The following is a 25,101-nucleotide window of genomic DNA, read 5'->3' as shown; positions in this document are numbered from 1 at the left end:
TTTGTGATTCGATATATTTGAGAAATTTCTCACCATAATAGTACATTAGCACTAGCGCTTTTGGGCTTTCATCTGCTTTTTCACTGAGAAAGTTTTTGTAACAATAATGTTACACTTGATTGAGTAGCATTTTGTCATCACATTGCCAACGCACGGTATGAGAGGGAGCAAGGGCATGACTATTGGTGTTTGGGTTCTCGGAGATCAACTTTGGGCTGGGCAGTCAGCGCTGCAAAGTTGCTTGCAACAAAAGCAACAGACTCCCGTAATCTTTATTGAATCTCTAACTCATGCAGGCCAACTTCCTTACCATTTGCAAAAACTGGTACTGGTCTGGTCAGCCATGCGTCACTTCGCCGCAGAACTACTCAGTGAAGGCTGGGCAGTCACATACACTCAAAGCCAAGACTTCAAAACACCTTTAGTTGAATGGATAAATTCATACCAAATTAGCGAACTGCGGGTGATGACTCCAACGGATCGCCCTTTTGTTGCGTTGATTCAAAAGCTAGAACTTCCAATTCAAGTCACTTTTACACCCAATAATCGTTTCATCTGGAGTGACCAAGAGTTTCAACAATGGGCCGGTGGTCGCAAACGTTTAATCATGGAAGACTTTTATCGTCAGGGACGGCGGCACTTCAACATTCTCATGGAGGGCAACCAACCTGTTGGTGGTCGATGGAACTTTGACAAGCAAAATCGCAAACCACCCAAGGGCAAACTGACCTTACCCGAAGCTTTATGGTTTGAACCAGACTCAATTACACAAGATGTTATTAACTTCATTAAGCAATCTGAAGCATCCAGGACAATCAAAGTTACTGGCAATTAGAACCCTTCCTCTGGCGTGTAACGCGACAGCAAGCACTACTTATACTGAAGTTTTTTATCGAAACACGTTTGTCTTCATTCGGGCCATACCAGGACGCGATGGTGACTGGCGAACAGACAATGTGGCACGCGATGCTTTCACCTTATCTCAACATTGGATTGCTTCATCCCTTGGAAGTTGTTCAGGCGGCACAACTTGCATATTTAAACAACAGCAGCAACTGGGAGCTAAACAGCATTGAAGGCTTTATCCGTCAGGTGCTTGGCTGGCGAGAGTATATGCACGGTGTTTATGTTTACCTAGATGATGACTATTCAGAACGTAACTGGTTTAACCACACTCATCCACTGCCTGCTTTTTATTGGACTGGCGATACACAGATGAATTGTCTGCACCAAATTCTAACTCAGGTTAAACAAATAGGTTATGCTCATCATATTCAACGGTTGATGGTGTTAAACAACTTTGCTTTGATTGCAGGTATCTCCCCCCAAGAACTTGAAGACTGGTTTCATGCTGCTTTTATTGATGGCTACGATTGGGTAATGCAAACCAATGTCATTGGCATGGGGCAGTTTGCTAATGGTGGAATGATTGCATCTAAGCCTTATGCTGCTTCTGCTAACTACATCAACAATATGAGTAGACTATTGCTTGAATTGTACTTACAATCATAGTGAACGCACCACTGAAAATGCTTGTCCTTTCAACTTTTTTTATTGGGACTTCCTGGCTCGTCATTACGACTTGCTAAAAGAGCAGCCACGTATGATAACCATACTGCGTAACTTGGAGCGGCTCTCTCCATCGGAACTTCAAAAAATCCGCTCTCTGGCTTCTAATTGGCACACCATGTAATCAGAAACTGTTGGACAAGAAAATGCCCAGTAGCCTGATGCTGCAGTTCTCCAGATCAATCGACTCAAACTGTGCTTTGGCTATCTCAACTCAAAAATCGTAGAGAGTTTACTAATGTGAGCAAGCATTGTTTTACTGCGGGTTTAACGCTGATAATCAGAAAACTTGACTTTCAGAGTTAATGTGCGTCCTCGCGTTTCATGTTGCTCTAACCGGCAAACATTTTTCAAATTGGTATAAGTTTTATAGACTACTAAATCTAACCAACTATCACCCAATACATTCCATCTGGTGCAACTAACCCAAAACAGAGTTCACCAAATTCATTAGAGATAATTGTTGTAACGCTAGTAGCAGTGCTGCTCCTAACGCGCTGATGAAAAGCGGCAATATCCTCAACTCGATAAGTGAAAAGACTCAATCCGATTGAACCAGGTTGAGAGTATTCCCGTTTATCTGGCGTAGGGTAAAGTGGACTATAGACTTGCAAAAGTCCTACATTAGTTTTAGGTGAAGCGAAAGCCGAAAGATAAAACTCTTGCCCCTGACAAAGCATTAATATCTGGCGAGTAGAGGGTTTTTGATAGCCCGATCGCTTACCATTAGAGACTAATGGTATAAGTCCAAAAAAATCTGCATAAAACGATGCTAAGGCGTGGTCAGAGGTGATGAAGCTAGAGTGAGTTCCTTCACTTACCGATAGTGGAGAACTCGGATCAACTGTGCCGTAGCCAGGACGATTGTAATTATATCGCTGGAAAAATGCCTGTCGGGTTTCACAACCAATCACAAACATTTCCCTCACACCAACAAAGCGATTATATAAGCCAGTTCCCTTATTACCTGTAGCTTCAATAGCCCGAACTGGTTCTGTATAAATCCAGTCACCCCCATTGGCTTTGTCGTCGGTAAATGCATCGGCTACCGCATAAATATCTTTCGTCAGAGATGCAAACCATCGGCTACCGACAACAACAGGCAAAGTGTCACCTAAACCTTCATTGCGAGGTTGTTTCCACCACATCACCCGCACTAATCCATGATCTGCCGAGTTGCTGTTTTGTAGTCGTATAGATGTCAAATCAGACTCATGTCCGTAGAGTAACCCTGCTTGTTCTGCCCAAAGTTCTCCCCTGTTAACTTCTCGATAACCGAACTCCGCCCAATATTTCAGAGTAGCTTCAATATCCTTTGAGCCAACACAATTTTCAAAAATTCCACTAATCATTACTAGATATATGGGTGTCTAACATCTTAATTTTGTCACCAATTTGCTTTTCTACTAAGAGCATCTCTGTTAATCGCTACGCCGATTCGACAGATACCAGTCGTTTCGTTTATTGCTATGACTACCAGAGCAGACCAAAGTTATTAACTTACTCAATTAACCCCAAATGCTGATGGAATGCTTCAATAGCATTTGCCACCCCATCCTCACCCCTGATTTTCTCTCCCAACTCTTGAGCCAAGGAGCGCATCTTCTCATCGCCCAGTACTACTTTAATCGCCTCTGCTAAAGTTTTTTCTGATACCTTGTGGTACGGTATCGGTTGTGGGCTGACTCCCAACCGAGTTAGCTTTTCACCCCAAACTGGCTGATCTGCAAAAAAGGGTACAGTAATTGATGGTGTCCCCGCACGTAACACTGCCGCCGTTGTACTAGCTCCTCCGTGATGTACTACTGCTGGCAATTGAGGAAAAAGCCAATCATGGGGAACTTCGTCGATCACAAATGCGCGTAACGAATCTTTAATACCGACACTTCTACCGATTTCTCCCCAGCCTGACAAGATAATGCCGCGTTGACACGTCTTTTTCAAAGCTGACAAGATAAAGTGTGTGAGGTTCTCTGGATTTGGCATTGTCATGCTCCCAAACCCAAAACACAAAGGTAATTGCTTTCGTCCAAGAAAATCCTTTAGTTCCAGGGGTGGCTCGTATTCGGAGGCAAAGTCAATAAACCAGAAACCAGTCACATACGCCCAATGCGGCCAGTCATCAGGTTTTGGGATCACGTGTGAACTAAATCCATACAAAACAGGGATTTGTGATACATTTGCCGGAGTCTTCTGTCTGAAGCGTCTACCCAAATATGGTAAAGGCTGCAATTTCAAAGTTTCTGTTCTGAAGTTATTGAGCAGTGGACGATATCTTTGCCAGTACAAGAACTCTACCAGCAAGTAGCTGCCATAGTTGATCGCTTTCTTTAGCGGGTTTTTAGCTATTTGAGCAAATCTCAAAAACCCAAACATCCCTGTGGGAGTCAACGGCATAACTGATGCAAAAAAGCAAGGTACGCCTAATTTCTCTGCAATGTGATATCCAAAGGTAGCTAGCGGCGTGTAGATAATCACGTCGCTCCCACTACACGCTAGCCAAGCAGATTCCAACTGCTCAAGCAAAAGCTTATCTCCTTCTTCTTTTTTCAACTTTTCTCCCGCAATCAATCGCTGCCCTTGTTCAGATTGCAAAAACTCTTGCATATTTCCAGCGATAGGCGCAAACTTTAAATCGAATTTCCTCACAAATGGTTCAAAGTTCTCATGCGTTGCGAGCGTTACTTCATGCCCCGCACGCATCAAGCCAATAGCCAAAGCACAGTATGGTTGCAAGTCTCCCCTTGAACCTACTGTTAGGATTGTAATCTTCAATTTCCGGCAGGGTAAGGTGAATGAACTTTGGGTCAATTGCTTTTCCTACTGGTCACTTCGGTGTTACTAACAAATTGTAGCGAATGGAGAGTGGCGGTAAGCGATGGGTTGAACCTTGAGTTTTGACAATAGTATCACCAATTTTTTATATAACTCCCAAGCTGCTAAAACTGCTTATAACTCGTTCATCAAGTATGCTTATTGTGTGGGATCGCTGCTAACTTGAACAATCAGCTTGCCGAAGTTTTTGCCTTGTAATAAGCCGATGAAAGCGTGTGGGGCATTTTCTAGTTTTTCTACAACATCTTCTTTATACTTGAGCTTACCTTCTTGCAGCCACCTGAAGACATCTTTAACAAACTCTGCCTGCCGATATTGGTAATCACTTACAAGAAACCCTTTGATTAATGCCCGTTTAATTAGCAGTGGCATTAAATTAGGACCAGGGGGCAAATTTTCGGCATTATACTGCGAGATTAACCCAACCAATGGGATTCTTGCTCCTTTATTAATTTGCTGCAATACAGCTTCTAAAATGGAACCAGCTGTATTGTCAAAGTAAACATCGATCCCGTTGGGACAAGTGGATTTGAAGACGGAACTCAAATCCTGAGTTTTACGGTTAATACAGGCATCAAATCCTAATTCTTTCACCACATAATCACATTTGGCATCACTCCCAGCCACTCCCACAACCCTCAAGCCTTTGATTAGGGCAATTCTGACCTGCTACAGCACCCACCGCCCCAGCACCAGCAGAGACCACAACCGTTTCGCCAGCCTGGGGTTGTCCAACATCAAGCAGAGCAAAATATGCCGTCATTCCGGGCATTCCTGTTACTCCCAAGGCATAGGAGATGGGAGCTTGATTAGGGTCTAGCTTACGTAACGTTTCACCTTTCGATATCCCATAGGCTTGCCAGCCATCATAACCAAGCACAAAATCTCCGGCTGAGAATTGGGGATGGTTAGATTTCATCACTTGGCTAACTGTGCCACCGACAATCACAGACCCCAGTTCTACTGGAGCAGCATAAGACGAGCGATCGCTTATCCGACCACGCATATAAGGGTCAAGCGACAGGTAGATTGTGCGATTGAGAACTTCGCCTTCTCCTGGTTCTGGAATTGGTGTTTTGACCAACGCAAAATTACTCTCTTTCGGTTCTCCAATCGGACGGCTGTTGAGTAAGATTTGTTGGTTCATTGAACTAGTCATTGGTTGTGCCTGTGTAACTTGAAAAAGATTTGGGACAGGTAAAAGCAGAAGTTGGACTAATTGTAAGTTGAAATACTTATAACTTCATTAAGACATTAATCAAGCGATCAGATGTTTGAAAGAAGAAAATGGATACAAATCCACTTTCATACTACTCAGATGCCAACTTGGTGAAGAAGCGATCGCTGGATAAAGCATCTGTGCAACAGATTATGCTATGACAACTGACAACTGGCTAATGCTTGATTATTTGACGGCGGGTATTGCATTTTGGATGACTCTGTTTGGAGTACAAGAGTCGTTGTTAGAATTTCGCCTAGGTTATCTCGGTCGTTACTGGTTTCTTGCGATTAGTGCTAGCTTACTCCTGAGCTTTGAATTTCTGTCAATGCCTCTGTAAAACCAACGGATTTATTATTTGTCACCAGTTGGCTGGAATCTCATGGCTTGTTGCATAATGTTGGCGGGAGAAATAAACTTACGTCCTTGCTTAACTCTTGCGTGTCAGCAGTTAACGTCGATGCCTTAGCAGAGTTAATTCGAGAAAAAGCACAATTGAGAGCGGTGATCCAAACTGCTTTACACATGGCGCGTACAGCAATGGATGCCCCCTTGACTGAAACTACTGCCACTTCAGTCATTGAAATGGGACAACGAAAACTTTTAGAGTTGCGCCAATTGACTGTGCCTTGTCAGATGAAGCTAATGGCTGACATCATTCCTGACGTTTATGCCGAGATTGAATTGCCCAACAACGGTGAAGATGCGATTGAGGTGAATGTCCCCACCGGATTCTATGATTTGGATTCGGTGATTGGTGGGATGCCCTTCGGTGCTTTGACTGTTGTTGGAGGTCGCGGCGGGATCGGCAAGTCCACCTGGGCATTAGATATTGGTATTAGGGCTGCTGCTAGCGGGTTAACAACCGCTTATTTTGCTTTAGAGATGTCCGCTTCACAAATGGTCAAAAAGACTCTCTCAAGGCTGGCAGCGCCCCATGTTCCTGCTGACCTGCTTTTTAAACGCAATGTACTCCGGGAATCTCACTGGAATCCTTTGGCTCAAGCTTGTGCTGACGCGATGGCGCTACCATTTTGGTTAAATGACAACCCTGTAATCACCACCTCACAAATCAAGGGTGATTTGCAAGATATACAAGCTCGTTGCGGGTCAGTCAGTTTGGTCATTGTGGACTATGTGCAGTTGATTGAACCAATGCGCTTGCGGGGTAGTGAAAACCGCGTACAAGAAATCGACATACCTACGTTCTGGATTGGAAAAACTAAATCTTCATTGAAATAAGGGTGAAAGAAATTGAGTTACGATAATACTGCCAAGTACTTAGCTGAATTGTATCTAGCTGAGTTTGCCAAGTGGTTGCTACCAAATAAAACTACAGAAGTTACAGTACTTAAAACTGAACTTTCAATAGATCCAATTCGCGCAGATTATGTCACATTTTTGCAAACAAATAGCCGGATTTTGCACATTGAGTTTCAAACTCTCCCCAAATCTAATCCGCCAATTCCTTCGCGGGTATTAGACTATTACGTGAGATTAAAACGGCAATATAACACACCAGTAACCCAAGTCGTGATCTTCTTGCAACAAAGCAGTGACCCTATTGCATTTACTGAAGAATACACGGATGAGTTCACAAATCACCGTTATCAAGTTATACAGTTATGGGAACAAGATTCAGCTTTGTTTCTGAATAATCCAGCGCTATTGCCTCTTGCGCCTTTAACTCGAACTGATTCACCTGCCGCTTTATTATCCCAAGTAGCTCAAAATATCGCTAAAATTTCAGATAAGGATGAAAGGCAGAATATTGCTGGATGTACAGAGATATTTGCAGGTTTAAGGTTTGAAAAAGATTTAATTCGTCAATTTTTACGGGAGGATATTATGCAGGAATCTGTTATCTATCAAGATATTTTACAGAAAGGAAAGCAACAAGAAGCATTTCAGTTTTTAAATCGCCTGCTAAATCGCCGTTTTGGAGAAGTTAATTCTTTACTAATCGAGCGAATTCGAGTTTTACCTATTGAGGAATTAGAGGCACTAGGTGAAGCCCTTTTAGATTTCTCATCAGTTAACGATTTGGTGAATTTGTTAGAACAATTAGGATAAAGCAAAAATCAGATAGGGAGTCGGATTAAAATATCCATTCCTTATTTCTAATATCTCTTTATACAAGCATAAGACTTAAAAACCTATCCGTCATTTTCTCACTATCATAATACCCCCAACTAATAAATAGTTGCGCTGAAAGAAATTGCTGCTGACGGATTAGAACAGGAATTTTACAATCGTTTTCTACGCAAGGTAGCCAACTGAGAATGATTGAAACTTACCAACAACTTTTACAACAATACCAGCGATATCTAAGTCCTGCAAACAGCGATGGTGTACCCGCCCACTGGAGGCGATTGCTCTAGCCCAACAACTACTGAATTTTCAGAAGGCACTGTTATGAAAGCGATATCCGTTCGTCAGCCTTGGGCATGGGGAATTATTTACTCCACCAAAGACATAGAAAATCGTGGCTGACCCATCAATTACCGGGGTGATATTCTCATCCATGCAGCGAAAAAGTGTACCAAGAAGGAATATGAAATCGCCTCTATCTTCTTTCAAAGCATGGGTGTATCTATACCAGAATTAATCTCTCTACGTCGCGGTCAAGTTATTGGCATTGTCACAATAGTTGATTGCAAGTTTTCACAAGTTGCATCTGGCTGGGGGATGCCTCTTCAGTATCATTGGCAATTAGAGAATCTGTGAGAGATTACACCAATTCCTTACATTGGGCAACTGGGGATTTTTGAAGTGGCAGATGAACTGGTGAGGAGTGCAGTTGCATGACTAAAACAGTCCCAAGTCATACGCTACTTCCGAAGCCAAAATCAGTAATACTTGAGTTATCTGCAACACCCGAAAAATTCTTAGAGAAAGGGGTTAAAGCCTCACAAGGGGAATCGGTTGGATGCCTTTATCCGTACCTCGAAACTAAAAAGCTACTTGATGGGTCAAACGTTTTTTATCCGCGTGTGATTGGTGAACGTGACCCAAATAGCCCCGAAGATTGGTGATGGAGATTTAATTGTCAGGAAAAACACAACGGCGTTTGGAAGAGCAAAAGTATAAGCTCAATTCCCCCTAGCGCTGTCCCAATGATTCGTCTAATGCAACAACTCTTGGCAACTAGGGAAGATATTATCGCTTTTATCAAAAAAGCGAAAACCAAAAAGCCATCACCAAAATTAGATGTCTGCAAAAATTTTGATAACACATATAAAAAACCAACACTTCCAGATGATGCGCCAATCGCTGTAGTACTGTTCGCTGGTGGCGGTGGGATTGAAGCGGGGATGGTGCAAGCCGGGATTCGTCCAGTCATTGCGGTGGAGTTCGACCCCACAAAACCAGACTTGAGCAGGGCGATGCCTGCGGTAACGTCAAGGACGAACGCCAAAACCCATCACCACAACTTTAGCGAGTATGGCTGTAGAATAATCCAACTAACAGTGCAAGAAGTAGCACGGTTAGGATTTCTAGGTTTTCCCCGCCGCCCCGATTACCTTCACACCTCCTCAGTGTGCGCCAACGTAAGCCTTGCCCATACAGCTAAAGCAGGTAAGGGTATTGAAACGGCTGACGATCTGACGGCTGCGATCGCAGTAGCTCAAGCCATCCGACAGTTGCAGCCACGGGTGTTTACGCTGGAGAATGTGCCGCGTTATCAGAATAGTCAGAGTTTCAGTATTATCCTGTCAGCTTTAGAGCAAGAGGGGTACTCGGTCAATTACAGCGTGGTGAATATGGCTGATTTTGGGCTACCCCAGGCGCGTCGGCGGTTAGTCCTGATTGCAAACAAGGGTTTTCACGTTGCCCTACCTTCGGGAGCTACACCTTGCAGTTGGTACGAGGCGATCACGCATCTCATCCCCACAATGCCTAATTCACATCTGCTACCTAAACAGCAACAAGCTTTAGAGAAATTTTTAGCCGGGAATGCGCCCACGCCACTGTTAATAGAAAGAGTTGGGGGACATACACAGTCCAAATATAAACTCGGACATTTACCTTGGAACACCATTCTGCAATGCCTGCGGCGGGCTGCACCTACGCACTTCACCGATCACAAGGGCTGTAACTGTAGTAAGTTCGCTGATATTTGGTTGCCTGATGGTACGGTCAAGTCTTTGTCTATTAAGGGGGCTGCAATCTTGCAAGGGTTTCCCGGTTGGTACGAATTTCCCAACGAAACTGCTACGGCGGGGTCAATCATCGGCTATTCTGTGCCTCCCAGTTTTGCAACTCAATTATTCATGTCCGCACAAAGTATAGCTATGTAGCCAATAACTAAGGCTCTATTCCTTGATCAATCCAAGCATCAATTGCTGTTTTTACCTCTAATTCAGTCACGGCAGACCATTCTTTTTCGTTGATAGTTGTTTTAAATACCACTCTTTTACCGTGACCAATTTTTTCCATTGAGTGTCCACGATACACATTTTTAGGCTTAATCATTTTTCTTAATCAATTTTATAGAACATTATAAACTTTCGCTCAATAAGAAGAGTAGTTTGATGTTCTATAATGGCTGCTGATCGAGGAGATTATCATAACTATAGTGTTAAGTTTTTAGTGAGGACATGGGATTAGTTAAATTAAGTTCGTTTTCGCGTATATAAAGCGTAACAAAAAGGTTTCTTTGCTTAAAAGTGCGAGTATAAACGAGCGGTCGATCGGAAGTGAAGTTACTCTAAATGTTTGACCACAATGCCTGTAAGTTCATGTAATTGATTTGCAATAGATACCCGATGGCATTTTGCACTTTATAATTCTGCACATAGTAAAAGAATAGTTCCTTTTTGTCCAATTTGAGTAATTTCCAATAATGCCAACGTTGCTTCTTGTTGATTAGGAGAAATCCAATTTTTATAGATGTGTTACCTAATGCAGTTTGAGAAATATACTTAACATTTATGGAATTACAAAGTTTGTCAATTGCTGTTCCATACCACTTTCTACTTCAAGCGCGAGGCGAAGAACGTACATCCACAACACAGTTGACATTAAACGTTTTTAGGTATTTTAAAAATTTGTCATAATTTTTCCGATTTCCATACCCAAATGTCAAAATTAACGGCTCTATATTTTCAGCTTTATAATCCATTTTCCCCCTTTCAAAATAAACTTGATTGTTGTAATTATACTATTTTTGGGTAAAATAATCCAATAATCATAAACAATTTTCTGTAATTTAAAAAATTACCAACTATAAAATGTAAATCTTTATCTATAATAAACCCCTCTAACTTTTGTTTGACTTTATTTAAAAATTCCTGTTCCTTTGCTAATAAATTATTTGCTTGAGAATTATCTTTACAGTTTCTATATAATTGCATAATTTCCCAATCACTTATAGAATATTTATGCTGATCTCCTGCCTCATCAGTAAACTCATACCCAAATTGGTAAGGAATTTTTTCTAGATCAATTGATTCTTCAAACAAATCAAGTTGGTCTAACACTGCTTGTTGTTTAGGTTGCCATTCGCGTTCGGTTGGCTTACACTAATATCTTTTTATACTTTGGAGTTTAATTATTCCTAATGACTTATTCTGTTCTTTTATTTGTTCAATTAAGTCGAATTTAAGCGGTAATAGTAATGATTTTCTCTCCTGCAAATTATTTGAGGTATCAATTTTTCTAATAATTTTTATGGTTGAATGATTAGCCCGAAAGCTTTCCAGTCTAGAATCTTTTTCATCTTTGCTTATTTCAGCCCTAATAATAGACCATCTAAGATAGCGCTTATCATAATCCATGTACCTAAAAGGGATAGGATATATGCGAATCCATTGCTGTGGCTTTTCATCTTCACTTAATAAGATTCCTGCTGTACAGACTGTTTCCTTATATTTAGTGCTAATTGATGGGTAAGTTTTAGTGGCAATCAAGACTTTTCTACCTGGCATATACTTTAATTTCAATTTAAAGTTATTTTGAGAATAACAATAGTTATTACTATTTTAGTCTTTATTGTTTAATTAAAACTGAGTAAAGTTCAATATTTGATATTGCAATATTCAAAGAAATTACACTACAATATTAAACTCTTTCATCTCATATTTTAATAGTAAGTTTTATAGTTTTATAGCTAGCTACTTATAATTTTATATCCTAAAGTTGTTGCTTTTTTATTCATGGAAATGAACATTATTTCATCAGATAAACAGTTTTAATATTTCCCGTACTGGTGCTTTCACTATAGGGCTAGTATTTGATTTCTGAAAAATCTCCGTACATCTGAAGAGACAGAAAATCGAAGATAGTGTTTCTGATGAACCACTCAAACATCCACTTTAAATGAGAAAATTTTGGAATTAAAGCGCAGAAACGCTGCACCCAAGTTTTAGCCTGTAACCAAATATCTTCTATAGGATTCTGGGAGGGACAGTTGGGAGCGAAGCGAATGCAATGAATTTTCCATTGCTCTGGAGGTAAATCTTGATTTATTTCACCTAAAAAGTTTTGAACCAGATGTGAACGATGATATGAAGCACCATCTCAAAGAAGAAGTAATCTTTGGTTGGGAGATTGGTCTAATAAATAACGTAAATAATCAATCGTATTATTTGAGTTCCCAGCATTATAAGCTTTAAGAAGTAACTTGCCACCCTTGATAATCAACTGCTCCGTAGTATGTCTGTTTATCGCGTTCGTTAACAACTTTGATTGCTATTTCTTGGTCAGTTTTACCCCAAACATAACCAGTTACGTCTCCCCATAACAAATGACACTCATCTATTAGTAATACTCTCAGCCTTCTGGCTTCTATGTCCTCTCTGTTGTTTGCCAGCAATGTTTCAATCTGTTTTTTTTTGCAGCAACCGCCTGCTGATTAGCCTTCGGATTCAAGCCAGTAGTTTTTTTCCAACTAATTCCTGCTGCCTCAAATAAATCGTAATAGCTTCGTTTCGATTCGTAGATGACATCATATTCAAAGGCCATTTTGTACTCCAGTTCACCAAGCTCCCAAATCTCTTTAGTTTGCAACCAACTTAATACTTCTTGGAGTTGTTCATCGCTTAGGTAACTCTTTCTACCTTTATAATTTAAGCGCAGTCCGCAAATTCCATATTCCTTGTAAGCTTGCTTCCAGCTAGTTATTGAACCAACAGATACATCTAAAATTGTTTGAATTTCCTCATACTTGTAACCTTGATAAACTAGTTTCACCGCCAAAGCTTTTTTTACCTCACGGGCATCTGGACGACTATCGATAAATTCTTGTAATTCTACGATCGCCATTTCTAAGTGCTGGTTTATCATTGTTTTTTATTAGACAGATACTTCTATCCGTATTATCCCGCAGCTTTTTTCAGAAATCAAATATGATTTCTATATACGGCATATGAAGCTGAGATATAAAAATTGTGACTACCCGATAATTTGCATGACTGATTATGAACTTGATGCAGCTAAAAAATTAGAAATTCTTGCTGGTGCTGTGCAATTTTTAGGAGAATCAGGAGTTTAATGTTTGGTTTTAATGGTGAAACTAAAGGGCTGAAAAATATTCTGGAACGAATTGCTTGCAATGATGATTCAGGAAAGTTAACCCATAAAGAGGTAAGAGCTTATGCAAGGTGTATGCTTGCAATTTTTGAAGCCCTGAGTATAGATACAGAAATAGAAGCAGAAATCAAAATTTTACTCTTCTCGCTTTCTGCAAGTGGCATTCCTCATTATGATCGCTCTTTTATAGCTTCGATAATATTGGAATTACTTGAACGAAATGACAAATTAAAAATTCAACAAATGTCAACGGAGCATTTTTAAAATGACTACAACTGCAAACATTCCAGAACCAGATCCAACTTGGGATTACTATCTTACCTACCACAAACTACTCAAAGCTGAAGCCCAATTGAATCAATTGATTAATTACATCAAAGAACTTGAATCAGCTTCCTCTGAATCAGATGAGTCTATTAATGAAGATTTATTTGACTTGGTACAGTTTCTAGAAGATGAAACCCGACTCCCGGTTGAATTACTTATTAGCAACGAGGAATAACCGCCTGATGAGGCTAGCTGACACACTATCCGAAACGGTGGCATCGTTGCCACCGTTTCGGATAGTGTGTCCAAAGCACCCGCCCCACTGTTTCTAGGGAGTGGGGCGTTAGATTTGAATCGCACACCAATTTATGGGGTGTTGTATTTTTCAAGCGCACCTTCCCTAGTCCTACCGGGTTAAACCCAGCGTTAAGAGTGAATTGCACCCCTGTATTGGGATGTTAGGAGGATTTGAGCGTCAAAACTGGGTCTTTTAATTCGTGTTTGCACCACGAATATCAAAAAACTCCAATTATCAGCAGAACCATGATAATTAAATTGATTACATCTTTGGGGGTTGATGTTAGTAAATCAAGCGTAACTTGCCATATTTTAACACAATATCCTATCGGTGGATTGAAGACCTATTGGCAAAAAAATAGAACTAAACTCAACAGCTTATTTCCTAGTTTCTACTCTAGCCCCAAGCCAAACACCAACCAAAAATCAGCTTTTGATTTTGCTGATTATGTCACAGATAACAAAGTAGATATTGCAATACTCGAACCAACCGAAAATCATTACTCAAGGCTTTGGGCAAGAATTTTAGAAAACTTAGGAATTAAGATCCTTTGGGTTGGTCACATTGAGTTACGCCGCTATCGCGGTGGTAAAAATTTACCTAACAAATCTGATGCTGCTGATGCTTTGGCAATGGCTGCTTATGCTCAAGATCAAGAAAATTATTTAGAGTCTGGTGAACTCAACCAACGTCAGTTTCTTATGCACCGCCCACAGCCCATCGATCAGATCCACGAACTGGTGCAAAAGCTCGAACACCTTAACCGTGTTCAGTCACCAATTATTAACTACACTCGCCAGTCCCTAGCTTGGCAATTCCCAGAGAAGGCACATAGTAAAACTAAAAGCACCAAGCCGGGAAACGTCCCGCCGCTATGGGGATGGCTAGCACAGAGGGAGTTAGAAGTACACCCACAAAGTTACAAATCAATAACTAGAATTTACCAAAAATCAATTAGTTTACAACTTGGACTAGAGATAGATCCGATTGTTTGACTGCATGCTGACTGGCTTTGTGACATTGACATCGAGGAGCAGCGCCTAGAGATTGAACTTAAGGCACTGGTCAACGATGAGCTTTTCAAAATCTATAACCAGATATTCGACCAGTTTAATTTTGGTAGTCGGATTCGCGCACGCCTCTTGAGTCGCATCTACCCGTTTGAAGCATTTCTTACCAACGGCAAGCAGTTGATCGAGCGAGAAGTCCGAGAGGTAAAGAAAAAGGAAGTCACACGTGAAAAGGGTAAGCGTGTGGTGAAATTTCTTCCGGGTGATATAAAAAGAGTCAAGCGTAACCGCAGCCCCACGACGCTTTCAAACTCAGACTGGGCATGGGAACTGTTCTTGAACAGTCTGGAGATAGTCTAGTTGAAGTAGGTAGTGGTTCAGCTTTATGTCGAATGACGTTTTGGCAATACGTGATCACCAAAATTGAAATTGACGACCGCTTGCCTGACAATCCTATTGGTAACGAAATTACTCTTTATAAAGAAACACTCAAAAGCAAGGTTGATGCTTCAGGTAAACAGTTGCTTAACGGCAAGCACTTACAAAACAAGCTAGTGTCTAAGGTTGCCAACATGTTATTCCGGGAGTTATCAAGAGCGATACCTGCAGCGAGCTGCGCTAACGCAAAACTATGAATGAAGATTATCCAGTTTATGCTCGGCTTTCTACCCAAAAATTATGCCAAATCGTAAGGACAGATGACGACTACGACCCAACAGATGATTACGATGATGAATATAATTCAACATCTGATGAACCTAAGTATTGCCCAAGATGTTGGAAATATTCTGTTTTCTGGGGAAGTTTTGATGAGGTTTGGTACTGTGAAAACTGTGATGAATTTTGATTGACTCACAACAGATAATTATGTAATAGTCATTAAAAATAAGTTCACTTCTGAACCGAGTCAGCATTCAAAACCGAGGGGGGTGAGTAGGGATATTCATCCCCCCAATTTTTGATAATTTCGCATTCCGCAGTAAGTTAGAGTGAAGAATAATGGCAGATTGGCAAGAAATAACAGGTGGTATCACAGCACCAAGGGGGTATCAGGCGGCGGGAATTACCGCAGGATTGAAACCTTCGGGGTTGCCAGATTTAGCTTTGATATTCTCAGAGGTGGAAGCGATCGCAGCGGGTGTGTTCACCACCAGCCAAGTGAAAGCTGCCTGCGTAGAATATTGTCGCCAACGCTTGCAAGCCAAACATAGCGCTCGTGCCATCCTCTGCAACGCTGGACAAGCAAACGCTGCTACAGGAACTCAAGGCTACCTTGATACCCTAGAATCTGCTCTGGCAATAGCCCAAGCCCTAAACATCTCGTCTGAATCTGTGTTATTGGCTTCCACTGGTGTGATTGGTCAAAGAATTAAGATGGATGCTTTGCGAAGCGGAATTCCTAAGGTAGTAGCAGCACTATCAGAAACAGGCTCAGATGCTGCAGCTGGGGCAATTATCACTACAGACTTGGTAACAAAATCTATTGCCCTAGAGACAACTATAGGCGACCGCCCGGTACGAATTGGCGGCATTGCCAAAGGTTCCGGCATGATTCACCCCAATATGGCAACCATGCTGGCATTTGTCACTTGTGATGCTGTGGTTTCGTCTCACCTTTGGCAACAGATGTTAGCAAGGGCAGCTGATAGAAGCTTTAATTCCATCACTGTGGATGGTGATACCAGCACCAACGACAGCTTAATTGCCTTGGCAAATGGTCAATCTCGCACCCCAGCAATTATAGAATGGGGCGCAGAAGCAGAGAAATTAGAGGCGATGTTAACAGCAGTTTGCCAGCATTTAGCCAAAGCGATCGCTCGTGATGGTGAAGGTGCAACCTGTCTCATTGAAGTGGAAGTGACAGGGGCCCATGATGAAATCTCAGCCCGACAAATAGCCAAAACCATCGCTGGTTCATCCTTAGTTAAATCTGCAATCTTTGGACGCGATCCAAATTGGGGACGCATCGCCGCCGCCGCCGGACGTGCAGGTGTGCCCTTTGAGCAAGAAAACCTGCAAATTAAGCTAGGAAATTTCTTAATGTTAGAAAATGGACAACCTCTGCAATTTGACCGTGCAGCAGCAAGTGCTTATTTGAAAAAAGCATCGGCGGGTACTTATCTCCAACAGGATACGGTGTTAATCTCCGTTAATGTTGGCAATGGTTATGGTGTGAGTAAGGCTTGGGGTTGTGATTTGAGTTACGACTACGTGAAGATTAACGCCGAATACACTACATGAACTACTCCCAATTGTTTGCGCTGTAGAGACGCGATGAATCGCGTCTTTACCCAAGGATGTGTTGCAATCATTAATTGAATTAGTATCAGAATAGTTTTACAAATAACAACAAAGACACAAAACTTTGTCACGCAGAACTACGGCTGCTGCTTAAAGAGACGGGGTTTCTTCCTGGTGTTGGAAACAGCAGATAGTTGCGATCGCTAGATAAGAAATATATCTATTTGGGGTATTTGCTTAGGTCTACAACTTTCCCAGCCTTACCATCTTACTCTCATCGCAGTGCGCTCCTAAATTATAAGGATAACATAATAGTTGTGATAAATAAAAACTTATAGATGACAAATTACTACTAAACTTAAGTTACAAAAGAAGTAAAGATAGTCAATCATAAAGTAAACATAATAGTCTTCATAAATAAGAGTTTATACCTTAAAAATTATTCCTATAGTTAAGGATAATAGATAAATTTTTACTTATACATCCAATCTAATATTTGTTTAATAATCTCGATTTCAAGTTAACAATTTCGGCTTCAAAGGCTGTAAACTGATTTCAACAAGGTGAATGATACCTCTGCATCACACTAGAAAAGCAGAGCCAATAATTTAACCTAGTTCTTATATAGGTAGCTATTTCATTGACGAAATGGCTGCGATCGCTTGGTCAAATATAGCTTGATTAATTATTAATAATGCAATAAACACAAGTTTTTTTGCCTAAATTGTCATAGCTATAAAAAATAACATTTACGTTTTCAGGAGATATTTATGACAGAATTTTTTAATCAAATTTCTCGCCGCAAATTTATCTTCACAGCTGGAGTATCTGCGAGTGCTGTATTACTCAAAGGCTGTTTGGGTAATCCTCCTGAAAACCTCACTGGTGAAAGCACTCAAGCACAACCAACTGCTCAATCAGTAGTTAATATTAGTCCCGAACAAACACCAGAAACTACTACAGTCAAGTTAGGGTATATTCCTATTGTAGAAGCGGCTCCTTTAATTATTGCTAAAGAAAAAGGATTTTTTGCCAAGTATGGGATGACTAAAGTTGACCTTTCCAAACAAGCTTCTTGGGGTGCAGCTAGAGATAATGTAGAAATTGGTTCTGCTGGTGGTGGGATAGATGGCGGTCAATGGCAGATGCCAATGCCACATTTAATTACAGAAGGTTTAATTACCAAGGGTAATCAAAAAATTCCCATGTATGTATTATGTCAGTTAATTACACATGGAAATGGAATTGCGATCGCAAGCAAGCACCAAGGCAAAGGTATTAGCTTACAACTCGCCAGCGCTAAGTCTTTATTTAAAGAATTAAAATCTTCAACCCCCTTCACAGCTGCATTCACCTTTCCCCACGTCAACCAAGATTTGTGGATTCGCTACTGGTTAGCAGCAGGCGGCTTAGATCCAGATGCAGATGTCAAATTGCTCACAGTACCTGCGGCGCAAACTGTAGCCAATATGAAAACAGGAACAATGGATGCCTTTAGTACAGGCGACCCTTGGCCTTATCGCCTGGTGCAAGACAAAATTGGCTACGTAGCAGCATTAACCGCAGAAATTTGGAAAAATCATCCTGAAGAATATTTTGCCATCAGAGGCGATTGGGTTGATAAAAATCCCAAGGCTACCAAAGCAATTTTAAAAGGAATTATGGAAGCCCAACAGTGGTTAGATAATTTTGACAACCGTAAAGAAGCGGCTCAAATTCTCGCTGGACGAAATTATTTCAACCTTTCTTCACCTGAAATATTGGCAGATCCATACCAAGGCAAATATGACATGGGTGATGGTCGCAAAATTGATGATAAATCAATGGCTGCTTACTACTGGAAAGATGAAAAAGGTAGTGTTTCCTATCCCTATAAGAGTCATGATTTATGGTTCATCACTGAAAATGTTCGTTGGGGATTCTTGCCAAAAGATTACCTAGACAATAATGCCGTTAAAGCTAAAGAACTTATCAATAAAGTCAACCGCGAAGATATTTGGAAAGAAGCTGCCAAAGAAGCTGGGATTGCTACTGCTGATATTCCGACAAATACATCCCGTGGTGTAGAAGAGTTTTTTGATGGCATCAAATTTGACCCCGAAAAGCCAGAAGAATATTTGAAGAGTCTCAAAATCAAGAAGGTCAGTGTTTAGAGATGCGATTAATCGCGTCTAGAGATATCGATTATTTGCAAATGACAAATAACAAATAAAATTTGAGGAGAATACAACATCATGACACTCGCCCAAAAACGCCCTGCAAGCCCTAGATTTAATAATAGCTTTATATCCAGTCTGCAAAAGCAATTTCCTGACCTGATACCACCAGCGATCGCTATTGCAATTTTCCTGATTATTTGGCAATTATTTGCTTGGACTCCCGGTGCAACATTACCAGGGCCTATACAAGTTATCCAAGATACTTGGGTTCTGATTTTCTGGCCATTTTATGACCGAGGTGGCATTGACAAAGGTCTATTTTGGCAGATTCTCGCTAGCCTGCAACGAGTTGCTATCAGTTATACCCTAGCTGCGATCGTTGGTATTGGTTTGGGCATTTTAATTGGGGTGAATAAAACCATGTCCAAAGCATTAGACCCCATTTTTCAACTACTGCGGACTGTACCACCTCTAGCTTGGGTTCCGATTTCTTTAGCAGCTTTACGACAAAACGAACCCGCAGCATTATTCGTAATTTTCATCACCGCCATTTGGCCCATCTTAATTAACACTGCTGTCGGTGTTACCCAAATTCCCCAAGATTACAACAACGTCGCCAAAGTTCTGCAACTTAGTCGCAAAGAATATTTGACTAATATTTTGATTCCGGCGGCATTACCCTATATTTTTACCGGGTTGAGAATTGCGATCGGTTTAGCTTGGTTAGCGATTATCGCCGCCGAAATCGTCATGTCTGGTATTGTCGGAATCGGCTTTTTTATCTGGGATGCTTATCAAAATAACAACGTCAGCGAAGTAATTTTGGCTCTAATTTATATCGGCATTGTCGGCTTGGTGCTAGATAAAGCGATGGGTTGGCTTCAAAACAAGATTTTACCAGCAGAACAGAAATAGTTAGGAGTTAGGAGTTAAGAGTTATGAATTGAAAAAGTTCTAACTCCCAACTTTTAACTATCAACTTCCAACTCCTCACTCCTCACTTTTAACTTCCAACTCCTCACTCCTCACTCTTAACTTTTAACTCCTATGTTCGTAGCTGTTGACCAAATTGAAAAAGTTTTTGAATTAACTGGTGGTGGCAAATATATTGCCCTCAAAGGAATCGACCTTCAAATTAAAAAAGGAGAATTCATTTCTTTGATTGGTCATTCAGGTTGCGGTAAATCCACTCTATTAAATATGATTGCAGGTTTGGATTTGCCAACTGAAGGTATTGTTACCTTGGAAGGACAAAAAATCACCAAACCTGGCCCAGACAGGATGGTGGTGTTCCAAAATTATTCGTTATTACCTTGGCGGACGGTAAGAGAAAATATTGCCCTCGCCGTAGACTCGGTAATGAAAGGTTTACCTGCAGGCGATCGCAAAGCCATTGTCGAAAAACATATAAATATGGTGGGTTTGCGTCCCCATGCTGACAAACAACCGGGAATGTTATCAGGTGGACAAAAGCAGCGAGTTGCGATCGCCCGCGCCTTAGCGATTCGTCCCAAATTACTGCTGCTAGATGAACCCTTTGGTGCATTGGATGCACTCACACGCGGCAATTTGCAAGAACAACTGATGCAAATCTGCGAAGAAAATGAAGTTACTGCTGTAATGGTTACACATGATGTCGATGAAGCGGTGCTGTTATCTGACAGAATCGTGATGCTAACCAACGGCCCCGAATCTAAAATTGGCGACATTTTAGAAGTGGATATTCCCAGACCCCGCAAGCGGATGGAAGTAGTAGAACATCCCAGCTACTACAGTTTGCGGAGTGAGATGATTTACTTCCTCAATCAGCAGAAGCGGATTAAGAAAATTCGGGCGCGGAAAACTGCCGACATTGCCCGTCATGGGTTGGAAAAAGTTAACCTAGAAATTGGCTTTTTACCTCTGACAGCTTGCGCCCCCTTAGCAGTTGCTAAAGAAAAAGGCTTTTTTGTTAAGCATGGTTTAGATGAAGTTAACCTGGTGCGGGAAAGTAGCTGGCGGGGTATAGAAGATGGAATAAGTGGTGGTTATTTAGATGCGGCTCAAATGCCTTCAGGGATGCCGATGTGGCTAACTTTGGGAGGACATAATAACCAACCTCTGCCCGTTGTCACTGCCCTTACCATGACTCGCAACGGTAACGCCATCACCTTGGCAAAACGCTTTTACGACCAAGGTGTGCAAACCTTATCAGACTTCAGAAATCACCTGATTCTCACCCGTGACCAACGGCACACAATGGGAGTAGTACATCCCGCTTCTATGCACAACTTGCTGCTGCGTTACTGGCTAGCGGCTGGAGGAATTGACCCTGATAGCGATGTGGACATGAAGACCATTCCCCCAGCGCAGATGGTAGCTGACTTAAAAGCCGCAAGCATTGATGGTTACTGCGTGGGTGAACCTTGGAACTACCGCGCTGCTGTGGAAAATGTCGGTTTTACCATCGCTACCGACTTAGAAGTTTGGCTGGGACACCCCGGTAAAGTTCTTGGTGTGCGGGAAGATTGGGCAGAAAATTATCCAAATACGCATATCGCCTTGACTAAAGCTTTGTTAGAAGCTTGTCAGTATTGTGCAAATCCCGAAAATACCCAAGAAATTCGGCAAATTTTAGCAGGGCGAGATTACGTCAGCACTGATTTAGAATACATTCAACTCGAAGATCCAGATAATCTCACTTGTAGCTTAGACCATCCGTTGCGGGACTATGCCCATCACCAGTTTTATTCTGAGTCTGCCATTAACCGCCCCAGTCGTACCGAACAAATTTGGATTATGAGTCAATTGGCGCGTTGGGGTGACACTCCCTTCCCCAGAAATTGGGTAGAAGTTGTTGAACGGGTGTGTCGCGTGCGTGTTTTCAGCACTGCTGCACGAGAATTAGGTTTGGATATTAGCTATATTCGCCAACCGATTCAACTGTTCGATGGTACTCCCTTTAACGCCGACGATCCGATCGCTTATCTCAACAGCTTGCAGATTAAACGTGATTTTTCAGTCGCGGAAGTTGTTCTTGATGCACCTAGAAGAAGACTCGCTTCATAAAAAAATCGTGAAAGAAAGAGGGAGTGGAAGAAGTAGCACATCACGCGCGAACCTCTGAACTCCATTAATGAACCTTTTAACTCCATTAATGAACCTTTGAACTCCATTAATGAACCTCTGAACTCGATTAACGAGCCTTTTAACTCGATTAATGAGCCTTTTAACTCGATTAATGAGCCTTTTAACTCGATTAATGAGCCTTTTAACTCCATTAATGAACCTTTTAACTCCATTAATGAACCTTTTAACTCCATTAATGAACCTCTGAACTTCATTAACAAACCTCTAAATAGCGGCGAGTAGTTCCCAATTCCTAATTCCCAGCCCCTAAGCCCCAATCCTCAAACACCAAATACCATGCAAAACCGCAACCCAACAGCTACAAATACATTAGGAAAACCATTAGCCCCTGCAACCACCACCCCCAGACCTTTCCTAGAAATTAAAGACGTTACCAAAGTCTATCCCACAAAGCAAGGCCCCTTCACTGTACTCGATGGCGTTAACCTCAACGTCGAACAGGGTGAGTTTATTTGCGTCATCGGTCACTCTGGCTGCGGCAAATCGACGCTACTAAATATGGTATCCGGTTTTAACTTTCCCACTTCCGGGCAAGTGTTACTCGAAGGAGAACCCATTACCCAACCAGGCCCAGACAGGATGGTTGTCTTCCAAAACTATGCCCTGTTACCGTGGCGGACTGCTTTTGAAAATATCTATTTAGCTGTTAACGCCGTTTATCCCAACAAACCACAAGCTGAAAAAAGAGCGATCGTCCGCGATCATCTAGCAATGGTGGGACTGGCTGATGCAATGGAAAAGAAACCAATGCAAATGTCTGGCGGGATGAGACAAAGAGTTTCTATCGCCCGTGCTTTGGCAATTCGTCCGAAAGTCTTAATTTTAGATGAACCTTTTGGGGCGCTGGATGCTATTACCAAAGAAGAGTTACAAGAAGAATTGCTCAAAATTTGGGGCGATAACCGTTGTACAGTGCTGATGATTACCCACGACATCGACGAGGCACTATTTTTAGCAGATAAATTGGTAATGATGACCAATGGGCCTCATGCAAAAATTGGTGAAGTTATGGAAATTCCTTTTTCGCGTCCCCGCGATCGCAGCCGCATCATGGAAGATCCACAATACTACCAACTGCGTAACTATGCCTTAGACTTTCTCTTTAACCGCTTTGCCCATGATGACGTAGGTTGAGCTAATCGCCATTCATTTTTGCAAAATAGTACCAGATGCTAGCGGGAAGAATTCTGCAATCAATAGGGGCAATTCATGGATTGCTCCTACAACTACCTCTACAAGTTATAAAGTATGTGTAGAGCGAGTATGTTGAGAAAAAATCTGTATGACAAACTACCCAGAAACCCTAACTAATAACGAATCCGTTAATGAGTTAATCGCCGAGACGACAAGCATTAACCATCTGGAGGTAATTGAAAATGTCATCGACTCTTTGGAACAAGATGATAGCGCGATGGTTAGCCACACTCCAGAGGGTGGTTATCTCTGGAAGTTTAAGTATGGAAGTGTAGAAGTATTTGTCAAACTCAACGGGACAACCGATGAAGACACAATAACGGTTTGGTCTGCGGTTCTAAATTTACCTGCTAAAAATGAACCTAAGTTGATGCGGTATCTTTTGGAGTTGAACTGCTCTAGTACTTTTGAAGCACGTTTCGGCATTATTGAAAACCGGGTGGTTGTAATCTCGACACGCACCTTAGCAGAGTTATCTCCTGGCGAAGTGTCTCGGCTAATTACCATTGTGGCAACGATCGCTGATAATAACGATGAAGCCTTACAAAGTGAATTTGGTGCGGCTTAAGGAATTTTAGATTGCGCTATTGCTACATCCGATGTATAGCAATCCGGTTTGGACGAATCTGCAAAGACTTTTTTCTATGTACCAATTAAAAGCGCCTGGGAGTGTTGCCGTGTTTCCACCTCAGGCGCTTTTTATTCTTAACTTGCTCCTCACACAACTAAATAGTATCACTGCTTTCATCAAAAAGCGAGTTTAGTAAGTGACACTTTTAAAACTGCACCGTCAATTGAATTTAGGTTTATATTACCTTGACTTGACCACATCTGCATTTTAGGTGCGATCGCTCCATAAAGGCAGTTTGCTTGACAGACTCGATCGCGTCCAGGATATGTGTTGGACTGCTGATTTCATTACATAGCCGCTTGATTAGTAATCACCAGCCTTAAAAAGGTGGGTTAGGGAGGATCTAGCCTTTACAAGTCGTAACGTAACTAATTAAATAATTATTAAAGATATATGCATCCCTTAATTAATACCTGAAACTCTTTAGTAATCAATCAAACTCTCAAATAAATATTAGCACTCAATGCTTGTAAGTGCTAATTTATAGCTGAAGTTTAACGCCTATGATATAGATCAAAACTGCACTTTTTGCAGATGCTTTAGTTCCTTTCCAGATATTATTTTAGAAAGAGAAAAAACTAAATATTTCCTGTAAGTAATATAAAATTGGGAGTACTGGCATGAAATACACTTTTGATATTGTAGGAATATCTCCACTTTTGCAGTTTTTTCATCACCAACAGCAAAATGGGCAAAAACCACCCCAACAAGGTGTGCAATACTTGGGAATGCATACGTGTACGCTAGATACGTTTTTAGAATCGGTAGAATCAGTTCCAGCAAAATGGGATTGGAATCTGGATCAAGTGGTAGATACTGTGATTAAGTTTTGGTTGAATAACTCAGACAGTATTCGTTATTGGAAAGTACGTTTAAATGATGCTGGTAAAGATAATTTACTAGTCACAAGGTTGGCGGATATAACCGCCTTACAAGCTGAATTTGAATCCCTACTAGATAAGGAGTGGTGAAGAGATAGCTAGAATTGAAAAAGAATTCAGGAGGGGAGCGATCCC

The 25,101-nt window shown here is 41.4% G+C and carries 27 protein-coding genes and 2 pseudogenes; 21 read left to right on the top strand and 8 right to left on the bottom strand.

The window, feature by feature from the left end:
• Positions 1–175: 175 nt before the first annotated feature.
• Positions 176–1,693 (top strand): annotated as a pseudogene (locus V7K60_RS32195) (cryptochrome/photolyase family protein).
• A gap of 259 nt (positions 1,694–1,952) precedes the next feature.
• Here V7K60_RS32195 and V7K60_RS32190 read toward each other — a convergent pair.
• The 3 genes and pseudogenes from V7K60_RS32190 to V7K60_RS32180 form a co-directional block, all read right to left on the bottom strand.
• Complete coding sequence (locus tag V7K60_RS32190; RefSeq protein WP_334931890.1) at positions 1,953–2,921, bottom strand: hypothetical protein; 969 nt, start codon at positions 2,919–2,921, stop codon at positions 1,953–1,955.
• 148 nt (positions 2,922–3,069) lie between these two features.
• Positions 3,070–4,380 carry a glycosyltransferase gene (locus V7K60_RS32185; protein WP_334931888.1) on the bottom strand — a complete coding sequence of 437 codons (1,311 nt, stop codon included), beginning with the start codon at positions 4,378–4,380 and terminating at the stop codon, positions 3,070–3,072.
• A gap of 162 nt (positions 4,381–4,542) precedes the next feature.
• Positions 4,543–5,563, bottom strand: a pseudogene (locus V7K60_RS32180) (NADP-dependent oxidoreductase).
• Between the two features lie 217 nt (positions 5,564–5,780).
• Between V7K60_RS32180 and V7K60_RS32175 the strand changes: the two are divergent.
• The 7 genes from V7K60_RS32175 (at position 5,781) to V7K60_RS32145 (ending at position 9,924) form a co-directional block, all read left to right on the top strand.
• Positions 5,781–5,963: a hypothetical protein gene (locus V7K60_RS32175; RefSeq protein WP_334931886.1), complete on the top strand. Its 183-nt coding sequence runs from the start codon at positions 5,781–5,783 to the stop codon at positions 5,961–5,963.
• 86 nt (positions 5,964–6,049) lie between these two features.
• On the top strand, positions 6,050–6,865 hold the full coding sequence (locus tag V7K60_RS32170) for a replicative DNA helicase (RefSeq protein ID WP_334931884.1): 816 nt from the start codon (positions 6,050–6,052) through the stop codon (positions 6,863–6,865).
• A 12-nt stretch (positions 6,866–6,877) separates the two neighbouring features.
• Positions 6,878–7,696 (top strand): DUF4351 domain-containing protein, encoded by an 819-nt coding sequence (locus V7K60_RS32165; protein WP_334931882.1) that lies wholly within the window; start codon positions 6,878–6,880, stop codon positions 7,694–7,696.
• Between the two features lie 273 nt (positions 7,697–7,969).
• Entirely contained in the window at positions 7,970–8,116 is a 147-nt protein-coding gene (locus tag V7K60_RS32160; RefSeq protein ID WP_334931880.1) for a hypothetical protein, read from the top strand.
• Positions 8,117–8,206: 90 nt separating this feature from the next.
• On the top strand, positions 8,207–8,350 hold the full coding sequence (locus V7K60_RS32155; RefSeq protein ID WP_334931878.1) for a hypothetical protein: 144 nt from the start codon (positions 8,207–8,209) through the stop codon (positions 8,348–8,350).
• Positions 8,351–8,427: 77 nt separating this feature from the next.
• Complete coding sequence (locus tag V7K60_RS32150) at positions 8,428–8,658, top strand: hypothetical protein (protein ID WP_334931876.1); 231 nt, start codon at positions 8,428–8,430, stop codon at positions 8,656–8,658.
• A gap of 81 nt (positions 8,659–8,739) precedes the next feature.
• On the top strand, positions 8,740–9,924 hold the full coding sequence (locus tag V7K60_RS32145; RefSeq protein WP_334931874.1) for a DNA cytosine methyltransferase: 1,185 nt from the start codon (positions 8,740–8,742) through the stop codon (positions 9,922–9,924).
• A gap of 7 nt (positions 9,925–9,931) precedes the next feature.
• Here V7K60_RS32145 and V7K60_RS32140 read toward each other — a convergent pair whose 3' ends face one another.
• The 5 genes from V7K60_RS32140 to V7K60_RS32120 all read right to left on the bottom strand — a co-directional run bounded on the left by V7K60_RS32140 (position 9,932) and on the right by V7K60_RS32120 (position 12,910).
• Entirely contained in the window at positions 9,932–10,099 is a 168-nt protein-coding gene (locus V7K60_RS32140) for a hypothetical protein (protein ID WP_334931872.1), read from the bottom strand.
• Positions 10,100–10,782: 683 nt separating this feature from the next.
• Positions 10,783–11,106, bottom strand: a complete 324-nt coding sequence (locus tag V7K60_RS32135) for a hypothetical protein (protein ID WP_334931870.1) — start codon at positions 11,104–11,106, stop codon at positions 10,783–10,785.
• Positions 11,107–11,148: 42 nt separating this feature from the next.
• On the bottom strand, positions 11,149–11,553 hold the full coding sequence (locus tag V7K60_RS32130; RefSeq protein WP_334931868.1) for a hypothetical protein: 405 nt from the start codon (positions 11,551–11,553) through the stop codon (positions 11,149–11,151).
• 683 nt (positions 11,554–12,236) lie between these two features.
• Positions 12,237–12,440 (bottom strand): hypothetical protein, encoded by a 204-nt coding sequence (locus tag V7K60_RS32125; protein ID WP_334931866.1) that lies wholly within the window; start codon positions 12,438–12,440, stop codon positions 12,237–12,239.
• On the bottom strand, positions 12,413–12,910 hold the full coding sequence (locus tag V7K60_RS32120) for a helix-turn-helix domain-containing protein (RefSeq protein WP_334931864.1): 498 nt from the start codon (positions 12,908–12,910) through the stop codon (positions 12,413–12,415). Before V7K60_RS32120 ends, V7K60_RS32125 begins: the two co-directional genes overlap by 28 nt.
• 207 nt (positions 12,911–13,117) lie before the next feature.
• On the opposite strand from V7K60_RS32120, the gene V7K60_RS32115 reads away from it, so the two are divergent.
• From V7K60_RS32115 to V7K60_RS32055, 13 genes are all read left to right on the top strand, one after another.
• Positions 13,118–13,420: a hypothetical protein gene (locus V7K60_RS32115; RefSeq protein ID WP_334931862.1), complete on the top strand. Its 303-nt coding sequence runs from the start codon at positions 13,118–13,120 to the stop codon at positions 13,418–13,420.
• Position 13,421: 1 nt separating this feature from the next.
• Positions 13,422–13,658: a hypothetical protein gene (locus tag V7K60_RS32110; protein ID WP_334931861.1), complete on the top strand. Its 237-nt coding sequence runs from the start codon at positions 13,422–13,424 to the stop codon at positions 13,656–13,658.
• A gap of 308 nt (positions 13,659–13,966) precedes the next feature.
• Positions 13,967–14,716, top strand: a complete 750-nt coding sequence (locus tag V7K60_RS32105; RefSeq protein ID WP_334931859.1) for an IS110 family transposase — start codon at positions 13,967–13,969, stop codon at positions 14,714–14,716.
• 338 nt (positions 14,717–15,054) lie between these two features.
• The gene (locus tag V7K60_RS32100; protein WP_334931857.1) at positions 15,055–15,366 is read left to right on the top strand and encodes a hypothetical protein; all 312 of its coding nucleotides are present in this window, start codon (positions 15,055–15,057) and stop codon (positions 15,364–15,366) included.
• 63 nt (positions 15,367–15,429) lie between these two features.
• Positions 15,430–15,582 (top strand): hypothetical protein, encoded by a 153-nt coding sequence (locus tag V7K60_RS32095; RefSeq protein ID WP_334931855.1) that lies wholly within the window; start codon positions 15,430–15,432, stop codon positions 15,580–15,582.
• A gap of 148 nt (positions 15,583–15,730) precedes the next feature.
• The gene (argJ, locus tag V7K60_RS32090) at positions 15,731–16,972 is read left to right on the top strand and encodes a bifunctional ornithine acetyltransferase/N-acetylglutamate synthase (RefSeq protein ID WP_334931853.1); all 1,242 of its coding nucleotides are present in this window, start codon (positions 15,731–15,733) and stop codon (positions 16,970–16,972) included.
• A gap of 770 nt (positions 16,973–17,742) precedes the next feature.
• Entirely contained in the window at positions 17,743–19,125 is a 1,383-nt protein-coding gene (locus V7K60_RS32085; protein WP_334931851.1) for a CmpA/NrtA family ABC transporter substrate-binding protein, read from the top strand.
• An 81-nt stretch (positions 19,126–19,206) separates the two neighbouring features.
• Positions 19,207–20,046 (top strand): nitrate ABC transporter permease, encoded by an 840-nt coding sequence (gene ntrB / locus V7K60_RS32080; RefSeq protein ID WP_334931849.1) that lies wholly within the window; start codon positions 19,207–19,209, stop codon positions 20,044–20,046.
• 132 nt (positions 20,047–20,178) lie between these two features.
• A complete protein-coding gene (locus V7K60_RS32075) occupies positions 20,179–22,179 on the top strand; it encodes an ABC transporter ATP-binding/substrate-binding protein (protein ID WP_334931847.1) in 2,001 nt (666 codons plus the stop codon).
• A 96-nt stretch (positions 22,180–22,275) separates the two neighbouring features.
• Positions 22,276–22,482, top strand: a complete 207-nt coding sequence (locus V7K60_RS32070) for a hypothetical protein (RefSeq protein WP_334931845.1) — start codon at positions 22,276–22,278, stop codon at positions 22,480–22,482.
• 54 nt (positions 22,483–22,536) lie between these two features.
• Positions 22,537–23,394: a nitrate ABC transporter ATP-binding protein gene (locus V7K60_RS32065; RefSeq protein ID WP_334931843.1), complete on the top strand. Its 858-nt coding sequence runs from the start codon at positions 22,537–22,539 to the stop codon at positions 23,392–23,394.
• Between the two features lie 148 nt (positions 23,395–23,542).
• Positions 23,543–24,022, top strand: a complete 480-nt coding sequence (locus V7K60_RS32060; protein WP_334931841.1) for a YbjN domain-containing protein — start codon at positions 23,543–23,545, stop codon at positions 24,020–24,022.
• A gap of 683 nt (positions 24,023–24,705) precedes the next feature.
• Positions 24,706–25,056, top strand: coding sequence for a hypothetical protein (locus V7K60_RS32055; protein ID WP_334931839.1), 351 nt, complete (start codon positions 24,706–24,708; stop codon positions 25,054–25,056).
• Positions 25,057–25,101 lie beyond the last annotated feature (45 nt).

Source organism: Nostoc sp., assembly GCF_036917555.1.
Classification (GTDB): Bacteria; Cyanobacteriota; Cyanobacteriia; order Cyanobacteriales; family Nostocaceae; genus Nostoc.
This window is presented reverse-complemented; position numbering and strand designations above follow the sequence as displayed.

Coding starts and splice junctions, on each gene's coding strand:
- V7K60_RS32175 (WP_334931886.1), top strand. CDS start 5,781: ATGACAACTGACAACTGGCTAATGCTTGATTATTTGACGGCGGGTATT.
- V7K60_RS32060 (WP_334931841.1), top strand. CDS start 23,543: ATGACAAACTACCCAGAAACCCTAACTAATAACGAATCCGTTAATGAG.
- V7K60_RS32075 (WP_334931847.1), top strand. CDS start 20,179: ATGTTCGTAGCTGTTGACCAAATTGAAAAAGTTTTTGAATTAACTGGT.
- V7K60_RS32100 (WP_334931857.1), top strand. CDS start 15,055: ATGGGAACTGTTCTTGAACAGTCTGGAGATAGTCTAGTTGAAGTAGGT.
- V7K60_RS32105 (WP_334931859.1), top strand. CDS start 13,967: ATGATAATTAAATTGATTACATCTTTGGGGGTTGATGTTAGTAAATCA.
- V7K60_RS32160 (WP_334931880.1), top strand. CDS start 7,970: ATGGTGTACCCGCCCACTGGAGGCGATTGCTCTAGCCCAACAACTACT.
- V7K60_RS32055 (WP_334931839.1), top strand. CDS start 24,706: ATGAAATACACTTTTGATATTGTAGGAATATCTCCACTTTTGCAGTTT.
- V7K60_RS32095 (WP_334931855.1), top strand. CDS start 15,430: ATGACGACTACGACCCAACAGATGATTACGATGATGAATATAATTCAA.
- argJ (WP_334931853.1), top strand. CDS start 15,731: ATGGCAGATTGGCAAGAAATAACAGGTGGTATCACAGCACCAAGGGGG.
- V7K60_RS32065 (WP_334931843.1), top strand. CDS start 22,537: ATGCAAAACCGCAACCCAACAGCTACAAATACATTAGGAAAACCATTA.
- V7K60_RS32155 (WP_334931878.1), top strand. CDS start 8,207: ATGGGTGTATCTATACCAGAATTAATCTCTCTACGTCGCGGTCAAGTT.
- V7K60_RS32145 (WP_334931874.1), top strand. CDS start 8,740: ATGATTCGTCTAATGCAACAACTCTTGGCAACTAGGGAAGATATTATC.
- ntrB (WP_334931849.1), top strand. CDS start 19,207: ATGACACTCGCCCAAAAACGCCCTGCAAGCCCTAGATTTAATAATAGC.
- V7K60_RS32140 (WP_334931872.1), bottom strand. CDS start 10,099: ATGATTAAGCCTAAAAATGTGTATCGTGGACACTCAATGGAAAAAATT.
- V7K60_RS32120 (WP_334931864.1), bottom strand. CDS start 12,910: ATGATAAACCAGCACTTAGAAATGGCGATCGTAGAATTACAAGAATTT.
- V7K60_RS32150 (WP_334931876.1), top strand. CDS start 8,428: ATGACTAAAACAGTCCCAAGTCATACGCTACTTCCGAAGCCAAAATCA.
- V7K60_RS32085 (WP_334931851.1), top strand. CDS start 17,743: ATGACAGAATTTTTTAATCAAATTTCTCGCCGCAAATTTATCTTCACA.
- V7K60_RS32130 (WP_334931868.1), bottom strand. CDS start 11,553: ATGCCAGGTAGAAAAGTCTTGATTGCCACTAAAACTTACCCATCAATT.
- V7K60_RS32190 (WP_334931890.1), bottom strand. CDS start 2,921: ATGATTAGTGGAATTTTTGAAAATTGTGTTGGCTCAAAGGATATTGAA.
- V7K60_RS32110 (WP_334931861.1), top strand. CDS start 13,422: ATGACTACAACTGCAAACATTCCAGAACCAGATCCAACTTGGGATTAC.
- V7K60_RS32115 (WP_334931862.1), top strand. CDS start 13,118: ATGTTTGGTTTTAATGGTGAAACTAAAGGGCTGAAAAATATTCTGGAA.